This window comes from Flavobacterium lacus (assembly GCF_003268815.1).
GTDB classification, from domain to species: Bacteria; Bacteroidota; Bacteroidia; order Flavobacteriales; family Flavobacteriaceae; genus Flavobacterium; species Flavobacterium lacus.
The window spans coordinates 38,432-60,804 of sequence record NZ_QLSV01000017.1; the positions used below are offsets into that span (position 1 = coordinate 38,432).

Sequence of the window (22,373 nt, forward strand, 5' to 3'; positions counted from 1 at the left end):
AGTCCTGCGGGGTTTCCGCTGCTATCCGGGCTAAAAGTTGCGAGTTTGAAAGTTACGGGTTTCAGGTTTCAGGTTTCAAGTTTCAGGTTTCAAGTCAAGCATTTCAAGTCAAGCATTTCAAGTTTTCAAAAGCGTCGTGCTTTTCTTTCTTCGTGGCAAATAATAAGTCTTAGTTTTTAAACAATCTTGTTATCCTGACGAAGGAAGGATCTCAGCAACTCAGTATCTCAACAACTCAGCAACTCAAAACTATCATTTCCTCAAAAATTACACCCATTTAATCGATATTTTTTACTTTTTATGGATTTAACCCCTAAAAAAATAGGGGTATAGTTGTTTTAAAACAATTTTTAAATATATTTGCACCATAAAATAATATAGTTAAACCTTAAAAATTAATTTATGTCAACATTACGTTTTCAAGCATTAAAAGATGCATCAAGCAGAAAACCGGTAAAATTTGAAGAGTCAGGCAGAAAATCTGAACTTTTCGGGTCCAATGTGTTCAACGATAAATCAATGCGACAGTACCTCACTGCCGATGCCTACAAAGGTGTAAAAGATGCCGTGCAGCACGGAACAAAAATTGACAGAAAATTAGCCGATTACATCGCTCTTGGCATGAAAGAATGGGCTTTGGCAAAAGGCGTAACACATTATACACACTGGTTTCAACCACTTACTGGTTCAACCGCAGAAAAGCACGATGCGTTCTTCGAAACTTCGTATGATGGTTCAGACCCGGTAGAAAAATTTGGTGGCGGACAATTAGTGCAACAAGAACCGGATGCATCCTCTTTCCCAAATGGTGGAATCAGAAATACATTTGAAGCTCGGGGCTATACGGCTTGGGATCCAACTTCTCCGGCATTCATTTTCGGAACGACTTTATGTATTCCAACGGTATTCATTTCGTACACCGGTGAAGCATTAGATTATAAAACACCTTTATTGCGAGCGTTAAATTCTGTTGACGAAGCGGCAACCGAAGTGTGCAAATATTTCGATAAAAACGTAAAAAAAGTAACCGCAACCTTAGGTTGGGAACAAGAATATTTTTTGGTCGATTCTGCATTAGCAAACTCTCGTCCTGATTTAATGTTAACGGGAAGAACGTTACTTGGACACACTTCTGCCAAAGGACAACAATTAGATGATCATTATTTCGGTTCCATTCCATCAAGAGCATTGGCTTATATGAGAGAATTGGAAGAAGAATGTATGTTGTTGGGGATTCCGGTTAAAACACGTCACAACGAAGTAGCTCCCAACCAATTTGAGTTAGCTCCAATATTTGAAGAAACAAATTTAGCGGTTGACCACAACTCATTGTTAATGGATGTAATGTCAAAAGTAGGAGAGCGGCATGATTTTGCAGTGCTGTTCCATGAAAAACCTTTTAAAGGTGTAAACGGTTCAGGAAAACACAATAACTGGTCGTTGGCCACAGATACCGGCGTGAACTTACTTTCACCGGGAAAAACACCAATGAGTAATTTACAATTTTTATCATTTTTCATCAACACCATCAAAGCAGTAAATGAATATGAAGAATTGTTAAGAGCTGCTATTGCAACGGCAAGTAACGACCACCGTTTAGGTGCAAACGAAGCTCCTCCGGCGATTATTTCGGTTTTCATTGGAGAGCAATTAACCAAAGTATTAGCTAATTTAGAAGGTGTTTCCAAAGGAAAACTTTCTCCGGAAGAAAAAACAGATTTGAAGTTGAATGTCGTAGGTAAAATTCCGGACGTAATGTTAGACAACACGGATAGAAACAGAACTTCTCCTTTTGCTTTCACCGGAAATAAATTTGAATTTAGGGCCGTGGGTTCTTCTGCGAATTGTGCGAATGCGATGACAACATTGAATTCTATCGTTGCCAAACAACTAAAAGACTTCAAAAAAGAAGTAGATACGTTAATCGAGAAAAAAGATTTAAAGAAAGACGAAGCGATTTTTAATGTCTTGAGAGAATACATCAAAACAACAAAAAATATCCTTTTTGAAGGTGATGGTTATAGCGAAGAATGGGAAAAAGAAGCCAAAAAACGCGGTTTAAGTAATCATAAAACTACTCCAACTGCTTTAAAAGCAAAAGTTTCTAAAAAAGCATTGGATTTATTCAAAGATTTGAATGTGATGAATCACGTTGAAGTAGAAGCTCGTTACGAAATTGAATTGGAAGAGTACACCAAAAAAATCCAAATCGAAGGAAGAGTTTTAGGCGATATTGCAAGAAATCACGTAATTCCAACCGCTATTCGTTATCAAAATACACTAATTGAAAACGTTCGTGGCTTAAAAGAAATTTTCGGAAAAGATTTTGAAAAAATTGCGAAAGAGCAAATTTCATTAATCAAAGAAATTTCAGCTCACATCGAAGGAATCAATTCTAATGTTGAAGCAATGACCGAAGCTCGCAAAAAGGCAAATGTTTTAACTGATGCTCAAAAAATGGCCGAAACGTATTGTGATAAAGTTAAACCCTACTTTGAAATCATCAGAGAACATTGTGATAAATTAGAACTTTTGGTTGACGATGAAATCTGGACGTTGACTAAGTATAGAGAGTTGTTGTTTACGAGATAAATTTAACTCATAAAGAGGTAGCCACAAATTACACAAATTAGCACAAATTAATTCGTGCTAATTGGTGAAATTCGTGGCTATAATTTTTATTAATCAATCATGTATGTTTGTTTTTTAGTGGTGACTTTTGTCATAAAACATTAATTTTTTTAATCAAAATGCTACAATATTAAAATAATTTTATATTTTCGTATCGCTTTCGTAAATAAATACTTTTTTCAAAAAGCAAAAATGCCCCCAGCATTAAAAAAAATCTAGATAATATAACCGTGGGAAGTAGAGTGGTATTTTAACAGTGAGTTTTCTGTGTTCAAAAATACTACATCAAAATCTTTTTGATTTTGATCACAACAAACTAAATTTCCAACAAATTAACACTAAAACGGGTGGGATAACGAAAGTTGTCCCACTTTGTTTTTTTATACCAACTATGAAATTAATTAGTTGTATTTTCGTTATTGTAAAAACATCAACTATGAAATTGCTATTAGCAGCACTATTATTTTTCTGTACAATTCAATTTATTTCTGCTCAGGAACAGTCAACCTATTATTTTGACACCAATAAATCGGAATTAAAAAAGACAGAAATACAAAAGCTGAATGATTGGATTTTGAACAACAAAGAAGTCAAAATTGTTGCTATTAACGGTTATACCGATGAAGATGGAACAATAGGTTTTAATGATACGTTAGCCCAAAAACGAGTTGATTTTATTTATCAATTTGTGAAAGATAAAGTAAAAATTAGAGACGATTTTAAAACCCGAAGTTTCGGAAAATTACACAAACAATCCGATAATAAAGCAGAAAATAGAAGAGTAACCGTCTATTATATTGAAGCAAAAGATTTAGCCAGAGAAGATGAGATTTTAGGAATTGTTACAGAGGAAATCACTCCAAAACCAAAACCTAAAAAACAATTTCCGGAAGCCATTGTCATTCAAAATCCAAATGGAACCGAATCTACTTTTGAGTTAGACGTAGCCTTTATGCAAGAAGTTGATGCGGCAAAACCCGGTGAAAAACTAAAATTGGAAAACCTTAATTTTCAATTAAATACCTTTGCCATCGTGAATGAAAGTCGAGGGAAATTATATGAATTACTCATCGTGATGCAACAGAATCCTGAACTTTCTATCGATATTCAAGGCCATTTGTGTTGCATGCCAACCGATCGCACGGATCTTTCAACCCAACGAGCTAAAGCAATTAGTCAGTTTTTGCGAATGAACGGAATCGAAAATTCAAGAGTGACTTACCGTGGTTTTGGAAGTTCGCAACCCATCTATCCGTTACCGGAAAAAGATGAAGAAGAAAGAGCCGCCAACCGCAGAGTAGAAATTGAAATTGTAAAGAATTGAAAAGCATAATCCATTTACTTTTAGTGCTTTTTGTTGTTCCACTTTCCGCTCAGGAAAAATTGGACGTTTTTTTCGATTTCAATAAATCAAATCCAAACTCAAATTCGATTGAGGTTTTGAACCAATGGATTAAGCAAAATGCAACGGCAGAAGTTTATAAAATGGAAGGATATTGCGATACAGTAGATTCCAAAACGTACAATTTGAAATTAGCTGAACGAAGAATTCATACCATCGAAGCTATTTTAAAACTCAATAAAATCAAAGTTAGTGATAAGGTAGAAAGAATTCCTTTTGGCGAAGATTTCAATTTTTCATTAAACCAAGACGAAAATAGAAAAGTAAGTTTTATGTACAGAATTTTGGATGAACCAATCATAGAAACCTTACTAACGATAGAAGAAAAATCCAAAGAAGAATCGACTGTTGAGAAAATTGAAAAGGAAAGAATTTCATTACTAGATAAGTTTGAAAAAGCGAAAATTGGGGATAGAATTGTGATTAACAACATTCACTTTCAATTTAATTCAGAAATTATTATTCCTGAATCAGAGCCTTTAGTAGAACAATTATTATTTGTAATGGAGTTAAATCCAGATTTAGAAATTAAAGTTTTAGGTCATATTTGCTGTAATCCTGACCCAAAGGATACAAAATTATCGTATCGTCGGGCTTTAAAAATTTTTAATTATTTGAGAGATAACGGTATTCAACTTCGTAGATTGGCTTATAAAGGTTTTGGAAGTAATGAACCAGTTTATCCGATTCCTGAAAAAAACGAAGAAGAAAAAATAGTCAATCGAAGAGTAGAAATTGAAATTGTTAGGAAATGAAAAAATTAGCTCACTTAGTTCTAGTTTCATTTTTTATTCCACTTTTCGCTCAGGAAAAAGTGGATGTTTTTTTCGATTTTAATAAAGCGAACCCCAATTCAAAGTCGATTCAGATTTTGAACGATTGGATAAAACAAAATCCAACCGCAGAAGTATATAAAATGGGAGGATATTGTGATACAGTAGATTCCAAAATTTACAATTTGAAACTAGCCGAACGACGAATGCATACTATCGAAGCTATCTTAAAACTCAATAAAATTAAAGTTATCGATAGGGTAGAAAGAATTCCTTTTGGCGAAGATTTTAATTTTTCATTAAGTCAAGATGAAAACAGAAGAGTTTCCATTTTCTATCAAAAACCAACTCCAACTAATTCATTTTCCGAAAAGGTAAAAATTGCAAAAGTCGGTGAATTATTGAATTTGAAAGGATTGAATTTTTATAACATGAGCGATGTCGTTCTTCCAAATTCAAGACCAATTATGGATGAATTACTTCAAATCATGAACAATAATCCAACGTTAATAATTGAAATTCAAGGTCATATATGTTGTAATCCTGGCGAAGTAGATGATATTTCACTCAAACGTGCCAAAACCGTTTATAATTTTCTATTATCAAACGGAATTTCAGCAGATAGAATTACCTACAAGGGATTTGCTTCTTCACGGCCAATTTATCCTTTGCCCGAAAAAAATGAAGAAGAACGCGTTGCCAATCGAAGAGTTGAAATTTTAATTATTGAAAAATAGCACTTCCGGATGCATTTTAAAATTGCTACATTTTCACATTAATCCTATCTTTGCCAAACAATTATTCTGAATCTGAAACAAGTTCAGATTAAACAACACACCTATGAGTTCTGATACCAGCAAACGTTATGCTCTTCGCGGAGTTTCTGCCGCCAAAGAAGATGTGCATAATGCCATTAAAAACATTGACAAAGGTTTATTTCCTAAAGCATTCTGCAAAATTGTTCCTGATTATTTAACAGGAGACAACGATTATTGTCTCTTAATGCATGCCGATGGTGCCGGGACAAAATCGTCGTTGGCTTATTTATATTGGAAAGAAACCGGTGATATTTCGGTGTGGAAAGGCATTGCTCAAGATGCATTGATTATGAATATAGATGATTTGCTTTGTGTTGGTGCAACCGATAATATCATGCTTTCATCCACCATCGGAAGAAATAAAAATTTAATTCCGGCTGAGGTAATTTCTGCCATCATCAACGGAACGGAAGAATTAATCCAAGAACTAAAATCATTTGGTGTTACGATTCATTCAACCGGTGGCGAAACTGCTGATGTGGGCGATCTAGTTCGAACAATCATAGTAGATTCTACCGTAACTGCCCGAATGAAATGCAGCGATGTGATTGACAATGCCAACATTAAATCAGGCGATGTTATTGTAGGATTGGCTTCGTTCGGACAAGCTTCTTATGAAAAAGAATACAACGGCGGAATGGGAAGTAATGGTTTGACCTCTGCTCGTCATGATGTTTTTGCAAAGTATTTAGCCGAAAAATATCCGGAAAGTTTTGATGCTGCTGTTCCTTCTGATTTGGTTTATTCCGGTCAAGTAAAATTGACAGACGAAGTAGAGAATAGTCCGATTGATGCCGGAAAATTAGTGCTTTCTCCAACGCGAACCTATGCTCCAATTATCAAAGCAATTTTAGAGAAATATTCCCCAAAGGAAATTCACGGCATGGTGCATTGCAGTGGTGGAGCACAAACAAAAATTTTACATTTTATTGATAATCTGCACATTATCAAAGATAATTTATTTCCGATTCCGCCTTTATTTAAATTGATTCAAGAACAATCTAAAACCGATTGGAAAGAAATGTATCAAGTGTTTAATTGCGGTCACCGAATGGAATTGTATGTTCCTGCCGAAATCGCCAACGACATTATCGAAATTTCAAAATCATTCAACGTTGATGCTCAAATTGTCGGTAGAGTAGAAGCTTCCGAACATAAAAAATTAACAATTACCAGTGAATTTGGTACATTTGAATACTAATTCATTTACCTTTAACCCATTACCAATAACCAATTACCATAAAAAATGGACTTACCAAAATTCGTTTTAGCAGACAATACCGATCATCCGGAAGATATTTTTATCATTCATTTAGAATATCCTCGTTTTATAATCAATTTAAAAGATGATGAAGTTGAAATCATTGAAGAAGTTGATGCAGAAGACGAAAAAGACCTCGAAACTGAAATGGAAAAGTTAATCGAGTTAGCCGGAGCTTTTTATGATAGAGAAATGGAACGATATGAGGAGTAATTTTTAAAAGAAAATTTTATTATATTTATAAAAATTATTTTTATGAAAAAAACTTTACTTATTGCTTTGCAGGTGTTTTTCTTCTACCAAATTTCAGTAGCTAATAATGTTGGAAATTTTGAAGAAAACAACAAGAACTGTAGTTTTATTTTATCAGAAAGAATTGATACTGTTACACCAATCTTTAATAATGGCTCGGATACTATTCAATTTTGTAATGGTTCTACCATTCCTATGTTGCCAACAACTTCGGAAAATGGTATTACCGGAACTTGGTCTCCCTCAACAATAGATAATACTACTTCTGGAAACTATGTTTTTACGCCAAATCAAGGGCAAGATGCTACAGCTTTTACTCTACAAGTAATTATTATTTCTTCAATCACTCCAAACTTTTCAACCAATTTGACTATTTATATGGGTGATAATGTTCCACCTTTATCTCTTGTTTCACCAAATGGAGTTGTGGGAACTTGGATTCCAGCAGTTATAGATAATACAATTTCTGGGACATACACTTTTATACCAGAACCCAATCAATGTGCTTCACCTATAACTCTAGTTGTTGATGTCATCCCAATCGCCAATCCTGTAGCACCTAGTCCTCAAACGTTTAATGCCGGTAGCACACTTGCCGACATTGTAATCACACCTTCAAATGTACTTTGGTACGACACTTTTGATGATGCTCAAGCAGATGTTAATCGGTTATCATTAAGTTTGCCTTTGGAAAATAATAAAACGTATTATGCAGTAAACGATGATGGTGAATATAGAAGTCAGCCTTTTCCGGTTACAGTAATTGTTACTTTAAATACGGCTAATATTGAATTGCAAAATTTGAAGTTTTATCCCAATCCTGTTTCTTCGACTTTAACAATTTCTACTAGTTTTCCAATTCAATCGATAGAAATTTATAATCTACTTGGTCAACGTTTGATAAATGAAAGTTACGATGCAACCGAAGTTAATGTAAACGTATCCAATTTACCAAGTGCTTTGTATTTGGTTAAGATAAAATCTGAAAATCAGACGAAAGAATTTAAAATTGTGAAAGAATAGATTTTATAATTGTTTTTACTAAAAAAAAGCCGACTCATTTTATTTTTGGGTCGGCTTTTTAAACTAAATTTAACTGATTATATCTACTCTCCATCAAACTCAAATACTTCATTTTAAATTCATCACTCACAAAACTTTTTCCCAAAACGGCTTCCATTTCGGGTTTGGCATACACAAAAAGTTCTAATGTATTATCCAATACTTTTTTACTTAATCCACATTTTTCGTATGCGGATAGAAAATCTTGGTATTTTAATTTTCTTTTTTTGGCATTTAAAGTCAAAGCCAATTCTTCGGTATCAGCTGGATTGACTAGGGCTGTTGGCACTAAATCATAAGCCGGACATAAACTCAAACCTTGTCCTTCTTTTTCCAACAAAGAAAAATTCTTCAAATGCATATCTGAATTTCCGGTAAAAAAACTAAATAATACTTGTTCATAAAAATTGCTCACATCCAAAAGTGGTGAGCTCGAATATTTTAAAACCAATTTGGCCACTTGTTCGTGACTTCCTTTGTATTTATCTTCTGTTAATCGTTCGCTAAGTTGACACATATCTTCCATAAGGAGTTTGCTTTTTCGAGTTCGATCCACACGTTTTGTGATGTAACAAAGGGTTTCGTCTTGCAATTTAACCAAACTGTGTGGAACTACTTTTATACCGCAAACATCCGCCATATGCATGGTTGCACTTTCCAGTTCCGGTAATTGGGCATAATGTTCCGATGGCGGTTTGAGTATATAATCACCATAAAGACCAACGATGGTTAGTTTTTTGGTTAAATTTTTTTCTTCTTTTCGAAATAAACTCAATGATACTTTGGCTTGAACTCCTGTTACCGCCATTTGACTTTGGATGACTTTTGATGCTAATTCTTGCAGATTTTCTAAGTTGTAATTGAGTTGTGGCGTTTTTAATTGACCAAAAAAGCGTTTATTGCAGGCTTCATGAAAATCGGATGAACTATCTAAAAGAGGTTCGTAGCAATACAAACATCTCCTGCCATAAAAAGTTCTTGGTTCTTGAACTTCCCTGGTGGAATTTTCTAATCGTGCTAAATATTTCTTTTTATAGTTCTTCATTTTTTACAACACTTACAGCCCCAATGCAATCTTTACAGCAGGTGAGGAGCAAACCCATTCGGTCTTTGTAATTTATTTTCCAATTTTTCTCGGCGAGATCTAACAACCAACCTTCGGGAATTAATCCATCAAAAAACGCAAAAAGGGTTTTACTTTGATAGGGGTTTTCAGTTAGTGGTAATGTTAGGCTTACTGCTTGAGCATTTTCTTTTTTTAAATACTGGGAATCATATTGAAATAAATAACCTTGATCAGTTTCTAAAACTGTTCCGCAATATTCATTTTTCATATATACTTTTCCACTTCTATTCATCTGTTATCAATTTATCTCGATCCATTGGAACTGGTCCTAATGTTTCTCCAAATAATCGTAATACATCATTCACTTTATCCATTCGCAAGGTGCTTTTCCCTTGTTCTAAATCCCGCACAAATCGCAATCCTACTCCGGCTTTTAAGGCTAATTCGGGTTGTGTGAGTTTATTTTGCTTGCGTTTGAGTTTAATGTGCTTACTCAAATCGGTTAAATTTTCTCGCATATTTATACCTTTTAAGCCACAAATATATAAAAATATCGAAAAATAACACCATAAAAGGTATATTTTTTAATTTTATTTATATTTTATACCATTTATAGTATAAAAACAAAAATATTACAAATTTTGAATTAGATAGGGTATAAAATAAGAATTTATTTAAAATAAGTTGAAAGTAATTCCATCGCTGCCGCAAAAGGTGAAAGTGAATTGTTTTGAACGGCTTTTTTCTTTTTCTCCAATAAATCAATAATTTCAGGATGGTTGTAAAAATGATTTTTTAATTGTTCATTAATGGTTTCCATCATCCAATATTGGTTTTGCTCTTTTCTTTTTTCTTGAAAGTAGGCATTAGATTGTGTTAACTCCAAATAATTGGTAATGGTTTTCCAAACTTCATCAATTCCATCTTTTGTGTAAGAACTACAAGTAGAAACAGTCGGCATCCAACCTGATTTTTTAGCAGGAAAAAGATGTAATGCTCGATTGAATTCTGATTTGGCTAAGTTTGCTTTTTTGATGTTATCGCCATCTGCTTTGTTAATAACGATGGCATCGGCCATTTCCATAATGCCACGTTTGATGCCTTGCAATTCATCGCCCGCACCGGAAATTTTTAAAAGTAAAAAGAAATCAACCATACTGTGAACAGCGGTTTCACTTTGACCAACACCAACTGTTTCAATGATGATGGTATCAAATCCGGCAGCTTCACATAAAATAATGGTTTCACGCGTTTTTCTTGCAACACCACCCAACGTTTCTCCCGAAGCAGAAGGTCGAATGAAGGCGTTTTTATCTTTAACCAATTCTTCCATTCTGGTTTTGTCGCCCAAAATGCTTCCATGAGAAATGGTGCTACTCGGGTCGACAGCCAAAACGGCTACTGTTTTTCTTAACGAAGTTAAGTGTTTTCCGAAAGCTTCAATAAACGTACTTTTTCCAACGCCGGGAACACCGGTTATACCAATACGAACGGATTTATTTGCATGTGGCAAACACGCATTTATCACTTCATTCGCTTTTGCTAAATGTTCGGGATTTGTGCTTTCCACTAAGGTAATCGCACGACTTAAATCAGAAATATTTCCTTTTAAAATGCCATCAATCAATTCATTTGACGACGGTTGAATTTTTCGAAATTGCTTAATGTTTTTCACAACCAAATCACTGATGAATTCCGGTTGAGGGACACCTTTTTTTTCATTCAAAGCAGATTTATTCGGAATTGTTTTTTTCACAACATTAGTTTAAAGTAGTAAAAGTAAGTAAAATCAATAAGAGTTTCAAGACAATAAAAAGAGGTTAAAAAATAAATCGATAATTTTATAATGGTATTTTTGCACTCTATTTTAATTTATGGATAATCTAATTTTGATTTTTCTTTGTTTAACGATTGGATTTGGATTGCAATTTCTCAAAAGTTTTCCAAAAAATGGATATGTAGCTTTAAACCATTTTGTGATTTATATTTCACTTCCGGCTTTGGCATTGTATTATATTCCCAAAATAGAGATTTCTTCAAAATTATTGTTTCCAATTGGTGTGGCGTGGCTCGGATTTGGGTTGTCATTTTTGTTTTTTTATAGCTTGGGGAAATGGTTGGGTTGGTCTAAAAAACTAACCGGTTGTTTGATTTTAACCGGCGGATTGGGAAATACTTCTTTTGTTGGATTTCCCGTGATTGAAGCGTTATATGGTCAAGAGGGTTTACAAACCGCAATTATTGTTGATCAACCCGGGTCGTTCGTTGTATTAGCTACTTTGGGAGTGACTGTCGCCTCAATTTTTTCAAAAGGTGAAGTTGATTCAAAACTAATCGTAAAGAAAATTTTGTTCTTTCCACCGTTTATTGCTTTTGTAATGGCTTGTTTGCTTAATGTCTTGAAACTAGATTTTCCTGATATGCTTCAATCTGTTTTTCAAAAAGTGGGCGGAACTGTTTCAACAATTGCTTTGGTTTCGGTAGGCTTACAATTAAAAATTGATAAAAATAGTCAGCATTGGAATTTTTTGGCTTTGGGATTATTCTTTAAATTGATGCTAACGCCTTTATTTTTCCTGATTTTATATAAGTTTATTCTTAAGGGTCAAGGTTTAGTAGTTGATGTTTCTATCATGGAATCAGCGATGGCTCCCATGATAACAGGAGCGATTTTGGCTTCAACGTATGGATTAAAACCGAAATTAAGCAGTATGATGGTTGGAATCGGTATTCCACTTTCATTTTTAACCTTAGCTTTTTGGTATTGGCTACTTTCGTTGGTATAATTTTTTTACCTTTATTGGTTTAAAAATAAAGTATGCAACTCAATTCCGGAATTTTATTCAAATTAGAAAATATCGTTGGTCAATCGTTTGTTTTTACCGATGAAGAAACCCGAAATCACTACGGTCACGATGAAACCGAAGATTATGTTTTTCCACCTCATGTGGTCGTAAAACCTTCTTCCGCAAAAGAAATTGCTGAAATTTTAAAAATTGCCAACCAATATAAAATCCCGGTTGTACCGATTGGAGCTCGAACCGGTTTGAGTGGCGGAGCATTATCCGTTCAAGGTGGAATCGGACTTTCGATGGAACGGTTTAATAAAATTTTATCCATTGATGAACAAAATTTGCAAGTCATTACCGAACCTGGTGTGATTACGCAAGTGTTACGTGAAGCCGTTTCAGAGAAAGGTCTTTTTTATCCAGTCGATCCAAGCAGTATGGGAAGTTGTTTCATCGGCGGAAATGTTGCCGAAAATGCCGGTGGTGCAAGAGCGGTAAAATATGGCGTAACCAAAGATTATGTGCTTAATTTAGAAGTGGTTTTGCCAACCGGAGATATTATTTGGACCGGAGCGAATACCTTAAAAAACTCAACTGGTTACAACCTTACGCAGTTAATGGTAGGAAGCGAAGGAACGTTGGGAATAGTAACCAAAATTGTTTTAAAATTACTTTCGAAAAATACGCATAACGTATTAATGTTGGTTCCGTTTTACAAAGCCAATGAAGCTTGTGAAGCGGTTTCTGCTATTTTTAGAGCAGGAATTGTTCCGAGTGCATTGGAATTTATGGAACGTGATGCCATTGATTGGGCTTTAGAATTCATTGAGGGATTGAGCGTGCAAGTGAAACCTGAAATTCAAGCTCATTTGCTCATTGAAGTGGATGGAAATTATCCCGAAATTTTGATGGTTGATGCCGAAAAAATTATGACCGTTGTTGAACAATTTCAAATTGATGATATTTTATTCGCCGATACCGAAGACGAAAAAAAGGCCTTGTGGAAAATGCGTCGAAGTATTGCCGAAGCGGTGAAAGCCAATTCAATTTATAAAGAGGAAGATACGGTTGTTCCGCGATATGAATTACCAAAATTATTAGAAGGTATAAAATCGATTGGAAAAAAATATGGTTTTAAATCGGTTTGTTATGGTCATGCCGGCGATGGAAATTTGCATGTAAATATCATCAAAGGAACGCTTTCTGACCAAGAATGGAATACAGAAATTACCAAAGGCATTCGAGAAATTTTTGAATTAACCGTTTCTTTAAACGGAACTTTATCCGGCGAACACGGCATTGGCTATGTTCAAAAAGAATATATGGACATCGCTTTTTCTAAAACACATTTAGAATTAATGGAACGCATTAAGTTTGTTTTTGACCCCAATGGAATATTAAATCCGGGTAAAATTTTGCCTTAAAACAACAAAAAAGGGATTAAAAAATTAATCCCTTTTGTTTTTCTTCTCGCGTTTCTCTTCTTTTTTCTCTTTCGCCGTTTTTAAAGGCTCTTTCTTTACGTTTTTCTTAGCGTCTTGACTCTTTGCCATAATTTTTTGGTAATGCCATTAGAAGCATGAGAGTAAAGATAGTATTTATTTTTTAAATTATTGTAAACCCAATTGTTTTACAACATTTTCACCCAATATCATATTTAGCAATTGAGGTTGATTTTTATCGTAATTAATCAATTTCCATTTGTTTTGGGTAGCTTCTTCCGAAACAGCAATCATGATATCTTTTCCATCAATGTAAAAAGCATTACGGTCTTTTTCAAATGTAATTTTTTTGGATGTCATTGTTGTTTTCAACGATTCTTCAATCGAACTTTTTTCTTCCTCCGAAAGCGGATTTTCATAAATCATTCGCATGGCTTGCGGGTATTCTACCACACAAATTTTCTTTCCTTCAATTTCTTTAACTTCTGAAAAAGTAAATGTTGTTTTTGGATGAACCAACCGAATGCGTAATTGATCATTTTGAAATGTTTCATCCAAAATCGTTAGCATAGTTTCTCGATCAGCAATTTCAAATACTTTAGGATGCGTATAATCCAAAATTTTTTCAAATTCCATGTTGTATGTTGATTCATACATTGTTGCACAATCCGATTTTAATGTTTCAATGGATTGAGAAATACACAGATAACTTATCAGAAGAAAAAGGATTATCAATTTTGATTTCATATGTACTTTTTATCAAAAATATAAATCTTTCCGATAACTAAAATTAGTTTTTCTTCTTTTTTGCTTCTTCCGCTTTGCGTTCTTCTTCTTTTCTAATTTTTTCTTTTTTCTCTTCGGCTTTTTTCTTCGCTTTCTCTTCGGCTTTTTCTTTTCGATTGAAATAACCTCTTAATAGAAAGTTTTCTTTGGCAGCCTCCATATTTTCGTCTAAACCTTTTGAACTACTTTTGAGATTTGACATCGTTTGACTCAAGTTTTCAGCAATTTTCGGATCGTTGATCAGTCTTCCAAGCGTTCCCTCGCCACTGTTAATTGAAATCATGATTTCGGCTAATTCATCTGTAATTAATTCTGCATTTTCGGCTGTAATTTTTAAACTTGCAAAAATCTCGTCCATCTCAATTGGTTCATTTGAAACTAAGGAAGAGCCATCTTTTGCAAAATTGGCATTTGAGGTTCCTTGTGAAATTTGAAGCAGTTTATCACCAATCAATCCTTCAGATCCAATGCTTATTTCACTATTGGTTTTAATGAATTTTTGAACATCTTTTTTTATAAACATGGTGACACTAACAGTGGAGTCATTGATTATTCTAACGGCATCAACCGTCCCGACGTTAATTCCTGAAAAGCGAACTTTATTTCCTACTTGTAAACCACCAACGTTATAAAATGTTGTGTTTAAAGTATAAACCGGATTGAAGAGGTTTTTTTGTTTTCCAATTAAAAATATGGCGACAACAAAGATGAATATTCCAATTGCGATAAAAAGGCCTAATCGTACTTTGAAGTTTTGTGAATGTACTTTCATTATGTTTTAATTAAAAAATGATTGTATTAATTTTTCGTTTGATTTCTCAAATTCCTCTAATGTTCCTTCTTTAAAAACATTTCCTTTGTCGAGCATGACAATTCTATTTGCCGTTTTTTGAGCACATTTAATGTCATGTGTAATAATAATAGAAGCAGTTTTATATTTTTTTTGAACTTCAACAATTAATTCGCTAATTTCGTTTGAAGTAACAGGATCGAGGCCTGTTGTTGGTTCATCGTATAACATTATTTTTGGGTCAATCACAAGCGTTCGAGCCAAACTAATTCTTTTTCGCATTCCTCCCGAAAGTTCAGAAGGCATTTTGTCAATAGAATCTGTAAGTCCAACATTTGCAAGGACCTCTTTTACTTTTTCTTCAATTTGCTCTTCAGTGAGTTCTTTTTTAATTCGTCTTAACGGAAATTCAATATTTTGACGAACGGTCATCGAATCATATAACGCTCCACTTTGAAAAAGGAAACCCATTTTTTCTCTAATTAAGGCCAATTCTTTTCCAGAAGCCGAAGTTATATTCTCATCAAAAACTAAAATTGTTCCGCTGTCTGTTGACAGTAATCCAACCAGACATTTTATCAAAACTGATTTTCCGGTTCCTGATTTTCCTAATACAACTAAATTTTCGCCCTCATATAATGACAAAGAGATATCTTCTAAAATCACTTGATTACCAAATGATTTTTTGAGATTAGTTATCTCCACCACTTTTTTTCTGTTTGTTTGATTGATCATGATATGAACATGTCTGTAATTTGAACGGCAACCATGTCTATTATAATTACCAATAAAGAAGCTAAAACAACTGCTGAGTTGGCTGCTTTTCCAACACTTTCTGTCCCTCTGCCGGCATTAAAACCTTTGTAACAGCCAACCAAACCAATTGCTGCTCCAAAAAAGAAGGTTTTGATTATGGCAGGAAATAAATCAATAAATTCAACAGGTTTAAAAGCTTGTGCAAAAAACAGAACGAATGAAACATCTCCTTTGATGTTTGCTCCTATCCAACTACCTATTATGCCTAACGCATCCGCATATAAAACCAAAATAGGAACCATTAATGTTGTTGCTAATACCCGAGTAACAATTAAAAAGCGAACCGGATTGGTAGATGAAACTTCCATGGCATCAATTTGTTCGGTTACTTTCATCGAGCCCAATTCAGCACCGATTCCTGAACCAATTTTTCCGGCACAAATTAAAGCCGTAATTACTGGCCCCATTTCTCGGATAATTGACACAGCAACCATACTGGGTAACATGGTTTCTGCACCAAATTTTATTAGAACCGGTCGTGATTGAATGGTAAGTACTAGACCCATGATCGTTCCCGTTATTGAAATTAACGGAAGTGTTTTATAACCAATCTGATAGCATTGTTTGAGGAATTCTTTGAATTCAAAATCTCTCGAAAAGGTTTCTTTAAAAACTACTGTCAAAAAAAGTACGACATCTGAAATTTTAGTAAAAAAAGAAAACGCTTCTTCTTTCTTAGTAATAGTTTTTTCACTAAGCTTAAGAATTTTTTCTTTCGTTTTATTAACTGAAACAGTTGCCAATACTTTTCTCATAGTTGAAATCTTTCTTAAATATATTCTTAAGCTACTAATTTTGTAGAACAAAAGCTGATTTCTAGCTCAGTACAAAGATCAAAAAAGAAATGCGGTGCCAATTACATAACTATTTTTAATAGTTACATAATTGACATGTATGAAGACAAAAAAAATCCCCAATTGATTAACAATTGAGGATAGTTTTACTATTTTTTATACTATTAATGAACCAGAACCCATTCGCCACTCGCAATCATACTTTCGGCTTTTTTATATTTCATACTTTCCGTTTTTCCACTCATCACATGTTTAACAGTAACGGTATCATTTCGGTTAATTTTTGGTGTTTCACGAACAATCGTTTCCGTAATTGGCTGACGTTGCGTTTGTCCAGCTTCACGATGTTGAGCTGCTAATGAATCGCTGTTCGGAATTTCATCTTTAGAAGTTTGATAATTTTCTTTCGGACGAACTTCTTTTGCTTCCTTAATATTGGCTGTATTTTGATTTGGCAAATCACCTTTGAATAAGAACGAAATCACTTCTTTATTCACTTTATCCAACATCGTTCTAAACAAATTAAACGCCTCAAATTTATAAATTAATAACGGATCTTTTTGCTCATGAACAGCCAATTGAACCGATTGTTTCAATTCATCCATTTTGCGAAGATGTTTCTTCCAAGCTTCATCAACAATGGCTAAGATGATATTTTTCTCAAAATCGGCAACCAATTGTTTTCCTTCTGTTTCGTATGCTTTTTTAAGATTTGTAACCACATTCAACGTCTTTTGACCGTCACTAAATGGAACGACAATTCGCTCATATTGATTATTCGGATTTTCAAAAACATCTTTTATGATAGGGAAAGCTTCTCTGGCATCTCTGGCATTTTTCTCATGATAATAAGCCAATGCTGCTTTGTAGATTTTTCCGGTAATTTCCATTTCAGAAAGTTTGTTGAACTCACTTTCAGTAATTGGAGAAGTAATTGAAAAATAGCGAATCAATTCAAACTCGAAGTTTTTAAAATTAACTACGGCTTTATTTTCGTTGGTGATGTTCTCACACGTGTCATAAAGCATATTCGCAATATCCACTTTCAAACGTTCACCGTGTAAAGCGTGTCTTCTGCGTTTGTAAACCACTTCACGTTGCGAATTCATTACGTCATCATATTCTAACAAACGTTTACGAACACCAAAGTTGTTTTCTTCTACTTTTTTCTGAGCTCTTTCAATGGATTTAGTCATCATTGAATGCTGAATCACTTCGCCTTCTTTCAAGCCCATTCTATCCATTACTTTGGCTACTCGTTCAGAGCCAAATAAACGCATTAAATTATCTTCTAACGAAACATAAAATTGCGAACTTCCCGGATCTCCTTGACGACCGGCACGACCACGTAACTGTCTGTCTACACGACGCGAATCGTGACGTTCTGTTCCGATAATGGCCAGACCACCGGCTGCTTTTACTTCGGCACTAAGTTTAATATCCGTTCCACGGCCGGCCATGTTGGTGGCGATGGTTACAATTCCGGCTTTACCGGCTTCCGCAACAATTTCTGCTTCTCTTTTATGCATTTTTGCATTCAAAACGTTGTGCGGAATGTTTCGCATTTTCAACATTCTACTCAATAGTTCTGAAATTTCAACCGAAGTTGTTCCAATCAAAACCGGTCTTCCGGCTAAGGATAATTTGGTTACATCTTCAATTACGGCATTAAATTTTTCGCGGGTTGTTTTATAAATTAAATCTTCCTCATCTTTTCTTGCCATCGGACGATTGGTTGGAATTTCCACTACATCCAATTTATAAATTTGCCAAAGTTCGCCCGCTTCTGTTACAGCAGTTCCCGTCATACCGGCTAATTTGCTGTACATACGGAAGTAATTTTGAAGTGTAACTGTCGCAAAAGTTTGCGTAGCCGCTTCAATTTTTACATTTTCTTTGGCTTCAATCGCTTGGTGTAATCCGTCAGAATAACGACGACCATCCATAATACGACCTGTTTGCTCATCTACAATCATGATTTTATCTTCCATGATTACATATTCTACATCTTTTTCAAAAAGTGTATAGGCTTTTAATAATTGAGTCAGCGTGTGAATACGTTCCGATTTAATCGAAAAATCTTGAAACAATTTTTCTTTTTCTTCGGCTTCGGCATCTTTAGCCAAATTCATTTTTTCAATTCGGGCAATTTCATAGCCAATATCTGGAAGTAGGAAGAAATTTTCATCGGTATCTTGGGATAGAAATTTCACACCATTATCGGTTAATTCAACTTGATTGTTTTTTTCTTCAATTACAAAATACAACGCTTCATCCACTTTTGGCATTTCACGGTTGTTGTCTTGCATGTATTGATTTTCCGTTTTTTGAAGTAATTGTTTGATTCCTTCTTCACTCAAAAATTTAATCAATGCTTTATTTTTTGGCATCGAACGATAGGCTCTCAACAATTGAAAACCGCCGTCTTTTGTGTTTCCTTCTTTGATTAAACGTTTTGCTTCCGTTAAAAATCCGGTTCCTAAATTTCGCTGTAAAGAAACCAAGTTATCAACTTTTGGTTTCAACTCATTAAATTCATGTCGGTCGCCTTGCGGAACCGGACCTGAAATGATCAATGGCGTTCTAGCGTCATCAATCAAAACCGAATCGACCTCATCCACAATAGCATAATTGTGTTTACGTTGTACTAAATCGTTTGGCGAATGAGCCATGTTATCTCTTAGGTAATCAAAACCGAATTCATTATTCGTACCATACGTAATGTCCGCATCATATGCTTTTCTTCTGGCATCGGTATTTGGTTGGTGATTATCAATACAATCAACTGTTAAACCATGAAATTCAAATAAAGGAGCTTTCCAAGTACTGTCACGTTTTGCCAAATAATCATTCACGGTAACCAAATGCACACCGTTTCCTGTTAACGCATTTAAATAGAGTGGAAGGGTTGCTACTAATGTTTTTCCTTCACCGGTTTGCATCTCAGCAATTTTACCTTGATGTAAAACCACACCGCCAATTAACTGAACGTCGTAATGAATCATGTCCCAAGTAATTTCTTTTCCGGCAGCATTCCAAGAATTTGCCCAGACGGCATTATCACCTTCAATAGAAATATACGATTTTGCAGCTGAAAGTTCAATGTCTTTTGGAGTGGCTTTTACGGTAATAGAAGTATTTTCTTTGAATCTTCTTGCAGTTTCTTTTACTACAGCAAAAGCTTCAGGAAGAATATCATGTAATGTTTTTTCTGAAATTTCATAAGCTTCTTTTTCCAACGCATCGATAGAAAGATAAATGTCTTCCCTTTTATCTATATCTGAAATTTGCTCAACTTCTGCTTTTAACGAAGTAATTTTAGCATCTTTCTCAGCACGAGCTTGTTTGATTTTATCTTTAAAGAAAGCTGTTTTAGCTCGCAATTCGTCATGTGAAAGCGAGACCAAACTGCTTTCAAACGATTTTACTTTAGTAATAAGAGGTTGTATTGCTTTGACATCTTTTTCGGATTTGTCGCCCACAAATGCTTTAAGAATACTATTAATGAAACTCATAATGGTTGTTTTTTAGTGTGCAAATTTACACAAAAAAAAAGCCTCGTGTGAGACTTCTTTTTGGTGTTTTTTATTTTTGTTTAATATTCGTCCTCGTTCCAAAGATAATCTTCGTCTGTAGGATAATCCGGCCAAATTTCTTCCATCGACTCATATATCTCGCCCTCGTCTTCTATAGATTGAAGGTTTTCCACTACTTCAAGTGGAGCTCCCGTTCTAATAGCATAGTCAATAAGCTCATCTTTGGTGGCTGGCCACGGTGCATCACTTAAATAGGATGCTAATTCTAATGTCCAATACATCTTCTATCGATTTAATTTTATGCAAAAATAAATTTTCTACTGATATAGTCAAGTAAAAAGTGATTTATTTTACCAAAAAGTATTTTTTTTACTTTTTTAAAGGTAAGAACGTGGTTAAAATAGTGGTCAGTGTTCAGTTTTTAGTGTTCAGTTTAAACTGATGACTAAAAACTGCCAACTGATTACTCTTTTCTCGGAATCCATTTTACTTCATCCGCTTGAAGGTCAAAGGACAACTTTCGTGCCAAGACAAAAAGGTAGTCAGAAAGGCGGTTTAGGTATTTTAAAACCTGCTCATCTGTCGGTTCTAGTTCGTGAAGATGCACCGATAAGCGTTCGGCTCTTCGGCAAACACAACGTGCAATATGACAATATGACACAGTTGTATGTCCTCCAGGAAGCACAAAATGAGTCATCGGTGGCAACGAATCATTCATTATGTCAATTTCATTTTCCAATAATTGAATGTCTTCTTCTGAAATTCGATTGATATTTAACCGTGGTTGACCATTTTTTAAAATCTCTTTTTCGGGAGGTGTAGCTAAAATGGCTCCAACCGTAAAAAGGCGGTCTTGCACTTCAATTAAGATGTTTTTGTATAATTGATTGATGTTTTGGTCACGAATTAAGCCGATGTGTGAGTTCAATTCATCCACGGTTCCGTAACTTTCAATACGAATATGGTGTTTGGGAACGCGTGTTCCGCCAAAAAGTGCTGTGGTGCCGCTGTCGCCGGTTTTGGTATATATTTTCATTTTTTTAAGTTGCTGAGGTTCTAAGTTGCTAAGGTACTAAGTTTTTTTAATTGGGTTGAATTAAATCGTAGTTTTAAGATGGTACGGAATAACCTCAGAGCCTGAGAACCTTAGCTTCTTAGCACCTTCAAAAAAGCTTCAACAAATCTTTCTCTTGCTCCATCAACTAAATCAAAATACAAATCAGGTTCAATGAGTTCAATTTCCATTAAGTGAAGTTTATTTTCGATGACGATTCCATCAACGCGAGCATAAAGCAATTTTTCAGGAATTTTTGATAAAACTAATTCGGCTTGTAGCAGTAAATCAGCATTAGGTTGAATTAAAGTGTATTTTCCACCGTATTGAATTTGAACTCTAAAATCGTTTTCCACTGGTTTTTTATTGATAGCATGCGAAAATTTTCCATTAAAAAAGATGAAGGATGTTTCGCCCAATTCTTTTATTTCCGGACGAAATTCTTGCAAAAGAAAATCTTTGGTTTCAAAATGTTCTTTGAATTCTGCTTGGATGGATTCAATTTCACTTCTATTAATTAATTTTGTCAAATAGCTCCCGGCGGAAAACGCTGGTTTGATAACAATTAGCTCCCAATTCGAAGGAATTAAATCGTGTAAATATGAAGTTGAATTTTTTTCTAAAAAGATTGTCGGAAGTATCGAAATTCCGGCTTTTTCTAATTCTTTTAAATAAAATTTATGTTTGTTTTTTTGGATGATTGAAATCGGATTAAAGGTTTTAATTCCTAATGATTCAATTTTACTCAACCATTGATTAAACGCAATTTCTTTTTGATAATAATCCCACGTATTTCTGAAAATGAGGTAATCAAATTCAGTCCAATCAACTGATTCATCATCCCAAACCACGACTTTTGCAGAAATATTTTCCTTGGCAAAAAGCGGAATTAATTTTTGATCCGATTCTAAAAGATCAGGTAATCGTTCGCAGGTAAGTAGTCCAATTTTCATCAGATTATTTTTTCTTTTTGGAATAGTAATTGGTTTTGAAACTGCGATTTCGGCGATTTCCACTTTGTTTATTAGCAATTCTAGTGACAATAATAACGGCCACAAAAAGTACAATCATGACGATAATTAGGGTTTTCATAGGAGTAAA

At 34.4% G+C, this 22,373-nt stretch carries 22 protein-coding genes; 9 read left to right on the forward strand and 13 right to left on the reverse strand.

Annotated elements, in window-relative coordinates:
• Positions 1 to 402 precede the first annotated feature (402 nt).
• The 7 genes from B0I10_RS14455 (at position 403) to B0I10_RS14485 (ending at position 8,160) form a co-directional block, all read left to right on the forward strand.
• On the forward strand, positions 403 to 2,592 hold the full coding sequence (locus B0I10_RS14455) for a glutamine synthetase III family protein (protein ID WP_112087228.1): 2,190 nt from the start codon (positions 403 to 405) through the stop codon (positions 2,590 to 2,592).
• Positions 2,593 to 3,067: 475 nt separating this feature from the next.
• On the forward strand, positions 3,068 to 3,955 hold the full coding sequence (locus B0I10_RS14460; RefSeq protein ID WP_112087272.1) for an OmpA family protein: 888 nt from the start codon (positions 3,068 to 3,070) through the stop codon (positions 3,953 to 3,955).
• Positions 3,952 to 4,788 carry an OmpA family protein gene (locus B0I10_RS14465; protein ID WP_112087229.1) on the forward strand — a complete coding sequence of 279 codons (837 nt, stop codon included), beginning with the start codon at positions 3,952 to 3,954 and terminating at the stop codon, positions 4,786 to 4,788. The genes B0I10_RS14460 and B0I10_RS14465 overlap by 4 nt, the downstream gene beginning before the upstream one ends.
• On the forward strand, positions 4,785 to 5,543 hold the full coding sequence (locus B0I10_RS14470) for an OmpA family protein (protein ID WP_112087230.1): 759 nt from the start codon (positions 4,785 to 4,787) through the stop codon (positions 5,541 to 5,543). Before B0I10_RS14465 ends, B0I10_RS14470 begins: the two co-directional genes overlap by 4 nt.
• Before the next feature lie 103 nt (positions 5,544 to 5,646).
• Positions 5,647 to 6,825, forward strand: coding sequence for an AIR synthase related protein (locus B0I10_RS14475; protein WP_112087231.1), 1,179 nt, complete (start codon positions 5,647 to 5,649; stop codon positions 6,823 to 6,825).
• Between the two features lie 45 nt (positions 6,826 to 6,870).
• Positions 6,871 to 7,098, forward strand: a complete 228-nt coding sequence (locus B0I10_RS14480) for a hypothetical protein (protein WP_112087232.1) — start codon at positions 6,871 to 6,873, stop codon at positions 7,096 to 7,098.
• 42 nt (positions 7,099 to 7,140) lie between these two features.
• Complete coding sequence (locus B0I10_RS14485; RefSeq protein ID WP_112087233.1) at positions 7,141 to 8,160, forward strand: T9SS type A sorting domain-containing protein; 1,020 nt, start codon at positions 7,141 to 7,143, stop codon at positions 8,158 to 8,160.
• A 58-nt stretch (positions 8,161 to 8,218) separates the two neighbouring features.
• Here the strand turns inward: B0I10_RS14485 and B0I10_RS14490 are convergent, their stop codons facing one another.
• From B0I10_RS14490 to meaB, 4 genes are all read right to left on the reverse strand, one after another.
• Positions 8,219 to 9,244: a HipA domain-containing protein gene (locus tag B0I10_RS14490; RefSeq protein ID WP_112087234.1), complete on the reverse strand. Its 1,026-nt coding sequence runs from the start codon at positions 9,242 to 9,244 to the stop codon at positions 8,219 to 8,221.
• The gene (locus tag B0I10_RS14495) at positions 9,231 to 9,557 is read right to left on the reverse strand and encodes a HipA N-terminal domain-containing protein (protein WP_112087235.1); all 327 of its coding nucleotides are present in this window, start codon (positions 9,555 to 9,557) and stop codon (positions 9,231 to 9,233) included. The genes B0I10_RS14490 and B0I10_RS14495 overlap by 14 nt, the downstream gene beginning before the upstream one ends.
• Entirely contained in the window at positions 9,550 to 9,783 is a 234-nt protein-coding gene (locus B0I10_RS14500; protein ID WP_112087236.1) for a helix-turn-helix transcriptional regulator, read from the reverse strand. The genes B0I10_RS14495 and B0I10_RS14500 overlap by 8 nt, the downstream gene beginning before the upstream one ends.
• Positions 9,784 to 9,935: 152 nt before the next feature.
• Complete coding sequence (meaB, locus tag B0I10_RS14505; RefSeq protein ID WP_112087237.1) at positions 9,936 to 11,021, reverse strand: methylmalonyl Co-A mutase-associated GTPase MeaB; 1,086 nt, start codon at positions 11,019 to 11,021, stop codon at positions 9,936 to 9,938.
• Positions 11,022 to 11,139: 118 nt separating this feature from the next.
• On the opposite strand from meaB, the gene B0I10_RS14510 reads away from it, so the two are divergent.
• Positions 11,140 to 12,051 carry an AEC family transporter gene (locus tag B0I10_RS14510; protein ID WP_112087238.1) on the forward strand — a complete coding sequence of 304 codons (912 nt, stop codon included), beginning with the start codon at positions 11,140 to 11,142 and terminating at the stop codon, positions 12,049 to 12,051.
• Between the two features lie 32 nt (positions 12,052 to 12,083).
• A complete protein-coding gene (locus B0I10_RS14515; RefSeq protein ID WP_112087239.1) occupies positions 12,084 to 13,478 on the forward strand; it encodes an FAD-binding oxidoreductase in 1,395 nt (464 codons plus the stop codon).
• 186 nt (positions 13,479 to 13,664) lie between these two features.
• Here the strand turns inward: B0I10_RS14515 and B0I10_RS14525 are convergent, their stop codons facing one another.
• The 9 genes from B0I10_RS14525 to B0I10_RS15850 all read right to left on the reverse strand — a co-directional run bounded on the left by B0I10_RS14525 (position 13,665) and on the right by B0I10_RS15850 (position 22,364).
• Positions 13,665 to 14,243 carry a hypothetical protein gene (locus B0I10_RS14525; RefSeq protein WP_146740375.1) on the reverse strand — a complete coding sequence of 193 codons (579 nt, stop codon included), beginning with the start codon at positions 14,241 to 14,243 and terminating at the stop codon, positions 13,665 to 13,667.
• Positions 14,244 to 14,286: 43 nt separating this feature from the next.
• Complete coding sequence (locus B0I10_RS14530) at positions 14,287 to 15,054, reverse strand: MlaD family protein (RefSeq protein ID WP_112087242.1); 768 nt, start codon at positions 15,052 to 15,054, stop codon at positions 14,287 to 14,289.
• Positions 15,055 to 15,060: 6 nt separating this feature from the next.
• Entirely contained in the window at positions 15,061 to 15,807 is a 747-nt protein-coding gene (locus tag B0I10_RS14535) for an ABC transporter ATP-binding protein (protein WP_112087243.1), read from the reverse strand.
• The gene (locus B0I10_RS14540) at positions 15,804 to 16,643 is read right to left on the reverse strand and encodes an MlaE family ABC transporter permease (protein ID WP_112087244.1); all 840 of its coding nucleotides are present in this window, start codon (positions 16,641 to 16,643) and stop codon (positions 15,804 to 15,806) included. Before B0I10_RS14540 ends, B0I10_RS14535 begins: the two co-directional genes overlap by 4 nt.
• 203 nt (positions 16,644 to 16,846) lie before the next feature.
• The gene (gene secA, locus B0I10_RS14545; RefSeq protein ID WP_112087245.1) at positions 16,847 to 20,197 is read right to left on the reverse strand and encodes a preprotein translocase subunit SecA; all 3,351 of its coding nucleotides are present in this window, start codon (positions 20,195 to 20,197) and stop codon (positions 16,847 to 16,849) included.
• Between the two features lie 80 nt (positions 20,198 to 20,277).
• Positions 20,278 to 20,499 (reverse strand): DUF2795 domain-containing protein, encoded by a 222-nt coding sequence (locus B0I10_RS14550; protein ID WP_002986941.1) that lies wholly within the window; start codon positions 20,497 to 20,499, stop codon positions 20,278 to 20,280.
• Between the two features lie 182 nt (positions 20,500 to 20,681).
• Positions 20,682 to 21,254 (reverse strand): cob(I)yrinic acid a,c-diamide adenosyltransferase, encoded by a 573-nt coding sequence (locus B0I10_RS14555; protein WP_112087246.1) that lies wholly within the window; start codon positions 21,252 to 21,254, stop codon positions 20,682 to 20,684.
• A 110-nt stretch (positions 21,255 to 21,364) separates the two neighbouring features.
• Positions 21,365 to 22,225 carry an ATP-grasp domain-containing protein gene (locus B0I10_RS14560; RefSeq protein WP_112087273.1) on the reverse strand — a complete coding sequence of 287 codons (861 nt, stop codon included), beginning with the start codon at positions 22,223 to 22,225 and terminating at the stop codon, positions 21,365 to 21,367.
• 4 nt (positions 22,226 to 22,229) lie between these two features.
• Complete coding sequence (locus B0I10_RS15850) at positions 22,230 to 22,364, reverse strand: hypothetical protein (RefSeq protein ID WP_262510654.1); 135 nt, start codon at positions 22,362 to 22,364, stop codon at positions 22,230 to 22,232.
• Between the last annotated feature and the right edge of the window lie 9 nt (positions 22,365 to 22,373).

Excerpts from the sequence above, each read along its gene's own strand:
- B0I10_RS14455 (WP_112087228.1), top strand. The coding sequence starts at position 403 with ATGTCAACATTACGTTTTCAAGCATTAAAAGATGCATCAAGCAGAAAA.
- B0I10_RS14460 (WP_112087272.1), top strand. The coding sequence starts at position 3,068 with ATGAAATTGCTATTAGCAGCACTATTATTTTTCTGTACAATTCAATTT.
- B0I10_RS14470 (WP_112087230.1), top strand. The coding sequence starts at position 4,785 with ATGAAAAAATTAGCTCACTTAGTTCTAGTTTCATTTTTTATTCCACTT.
- B0I10_RS14475 (WP_112087231.1), top strand. The coding sequence starts at position 5,647 with ATGAGTTCTGATACCAGCAAACGTTATGCTCTTCGCGGAGTTTCTGCC.
- B0I10_RS14480 (WP_112087232.1), top strand. The coding sequence starts at position 6,871 with ATGGACTTACCAAAATTCGTTTTAGCAGACAATACCGATCATCCGGAA.
- B0I10_RS14485 (WP_112087233.1), top strand. The coding sequence starts at position 7,141 with ATGAAAAAAACTTTACTTATTGCTTTGCAGGTGTTTTTCTTCTACCAA.
- B0I10_RS14490 (WP_112087234.1), bottom strand. The coding sequence starts at position 9,244 with ATGAAGAACTATAAAAAGAAATATTTAGCACGATTAGAAAATTCCACC.
- B0I10_RS14495 (WP_112087235.1), bottom strand. The coding sequence starts at position 9,557 with ATGAATAGAAGTGGAAAAGTATATATGAAAAATGAATATTGCGGAACA.
- B0I10_RS14500 (WP_112087236.1), bottom strand. The coding sequence starts at position 9,783 with ATGCGAGAAAATTTAACCGATTTGAGTAAGCACATTAAACTCAAACGC.
- B0I10_RS14510 (WP_112087238.1), top strand. The coding sequence starts at position 11,140 with ATGGATAATCTAATTTTGATTTTTCTTTGTTTAACGATTGGATTTGGA.
- B0I10_RS14515 (WP_112087239.1), top strand. The coding sequence starts at position 12,084 with ATGCAACTCAATTCCGGAATTTTATTCAAATTAGAAAATATCGTTGGT.
- B0I10_RS14525 (WP_146740375.1), bottom strand. The coding sequence starts at position 14,243 with ATGAAATCAAAATTGATAATCCTTTTTCTTCTGATAAGTTATCTGTGT.
- B0I10_RS14530 (WP_112087242.1), bottom strand. The coding sequence starts at position 15,054 with ATGAAAGTACATTCACAAAACTTCAAAGTACGATTAGGCCTTTTTATC.
- B0I10_RS14535 (WP_112087243.1), bottom strand. The coding sequence starts at position 15,807 with ATGATCAATCAAACAAACAGAAAAAAAGTGGTGGAGATAACTAATCTC.
- B0I10_RS14540 (WP_112087244.1), bottom strand. The coding sequence starts at position 16,643 with ATGAGAAAAGTATTGGCAACTGTTTCAGTTAATAAAACGAAAGAAAAA.
- secA (WP_112087245.1), bottom strand. The coding sequence starts at position 20,197 with ATGAGTTTCATTAATAGTATTCTTAAAGCATTTGTGGGCGACAAATCC.
- B0I10_RS14550 (WP_002986941.1), bottom strand. The coding sequence starts at position 20,499 with ATGTATTGGACATTAGAATTAGCATCCTATTTAAGTGATGCACCGTGG.
- B0I10_RS14555 (WP_112087246.1), bottom strand. The coding sequence starts at position 21,254 with ATGAAAATATATACCAAAACCGGCGACAGCGGCACCACAGCACTTTTT.
- B0I10_RS14560 (WP_112087273.1), bottom strand. The coding sequence starts at position 22,225 with ATGAAAATTGGACTACTTACCTGCGAACGATTACCTGATCTTTTAGAA.
- B0I10_RS15850 (WP_262510654.1), bottom strand. The coding sequence starts at position 22,364 with ATGAAAACCCTAATTATCGTCATGATTGTACTTTTTGTGGCCGTTATT.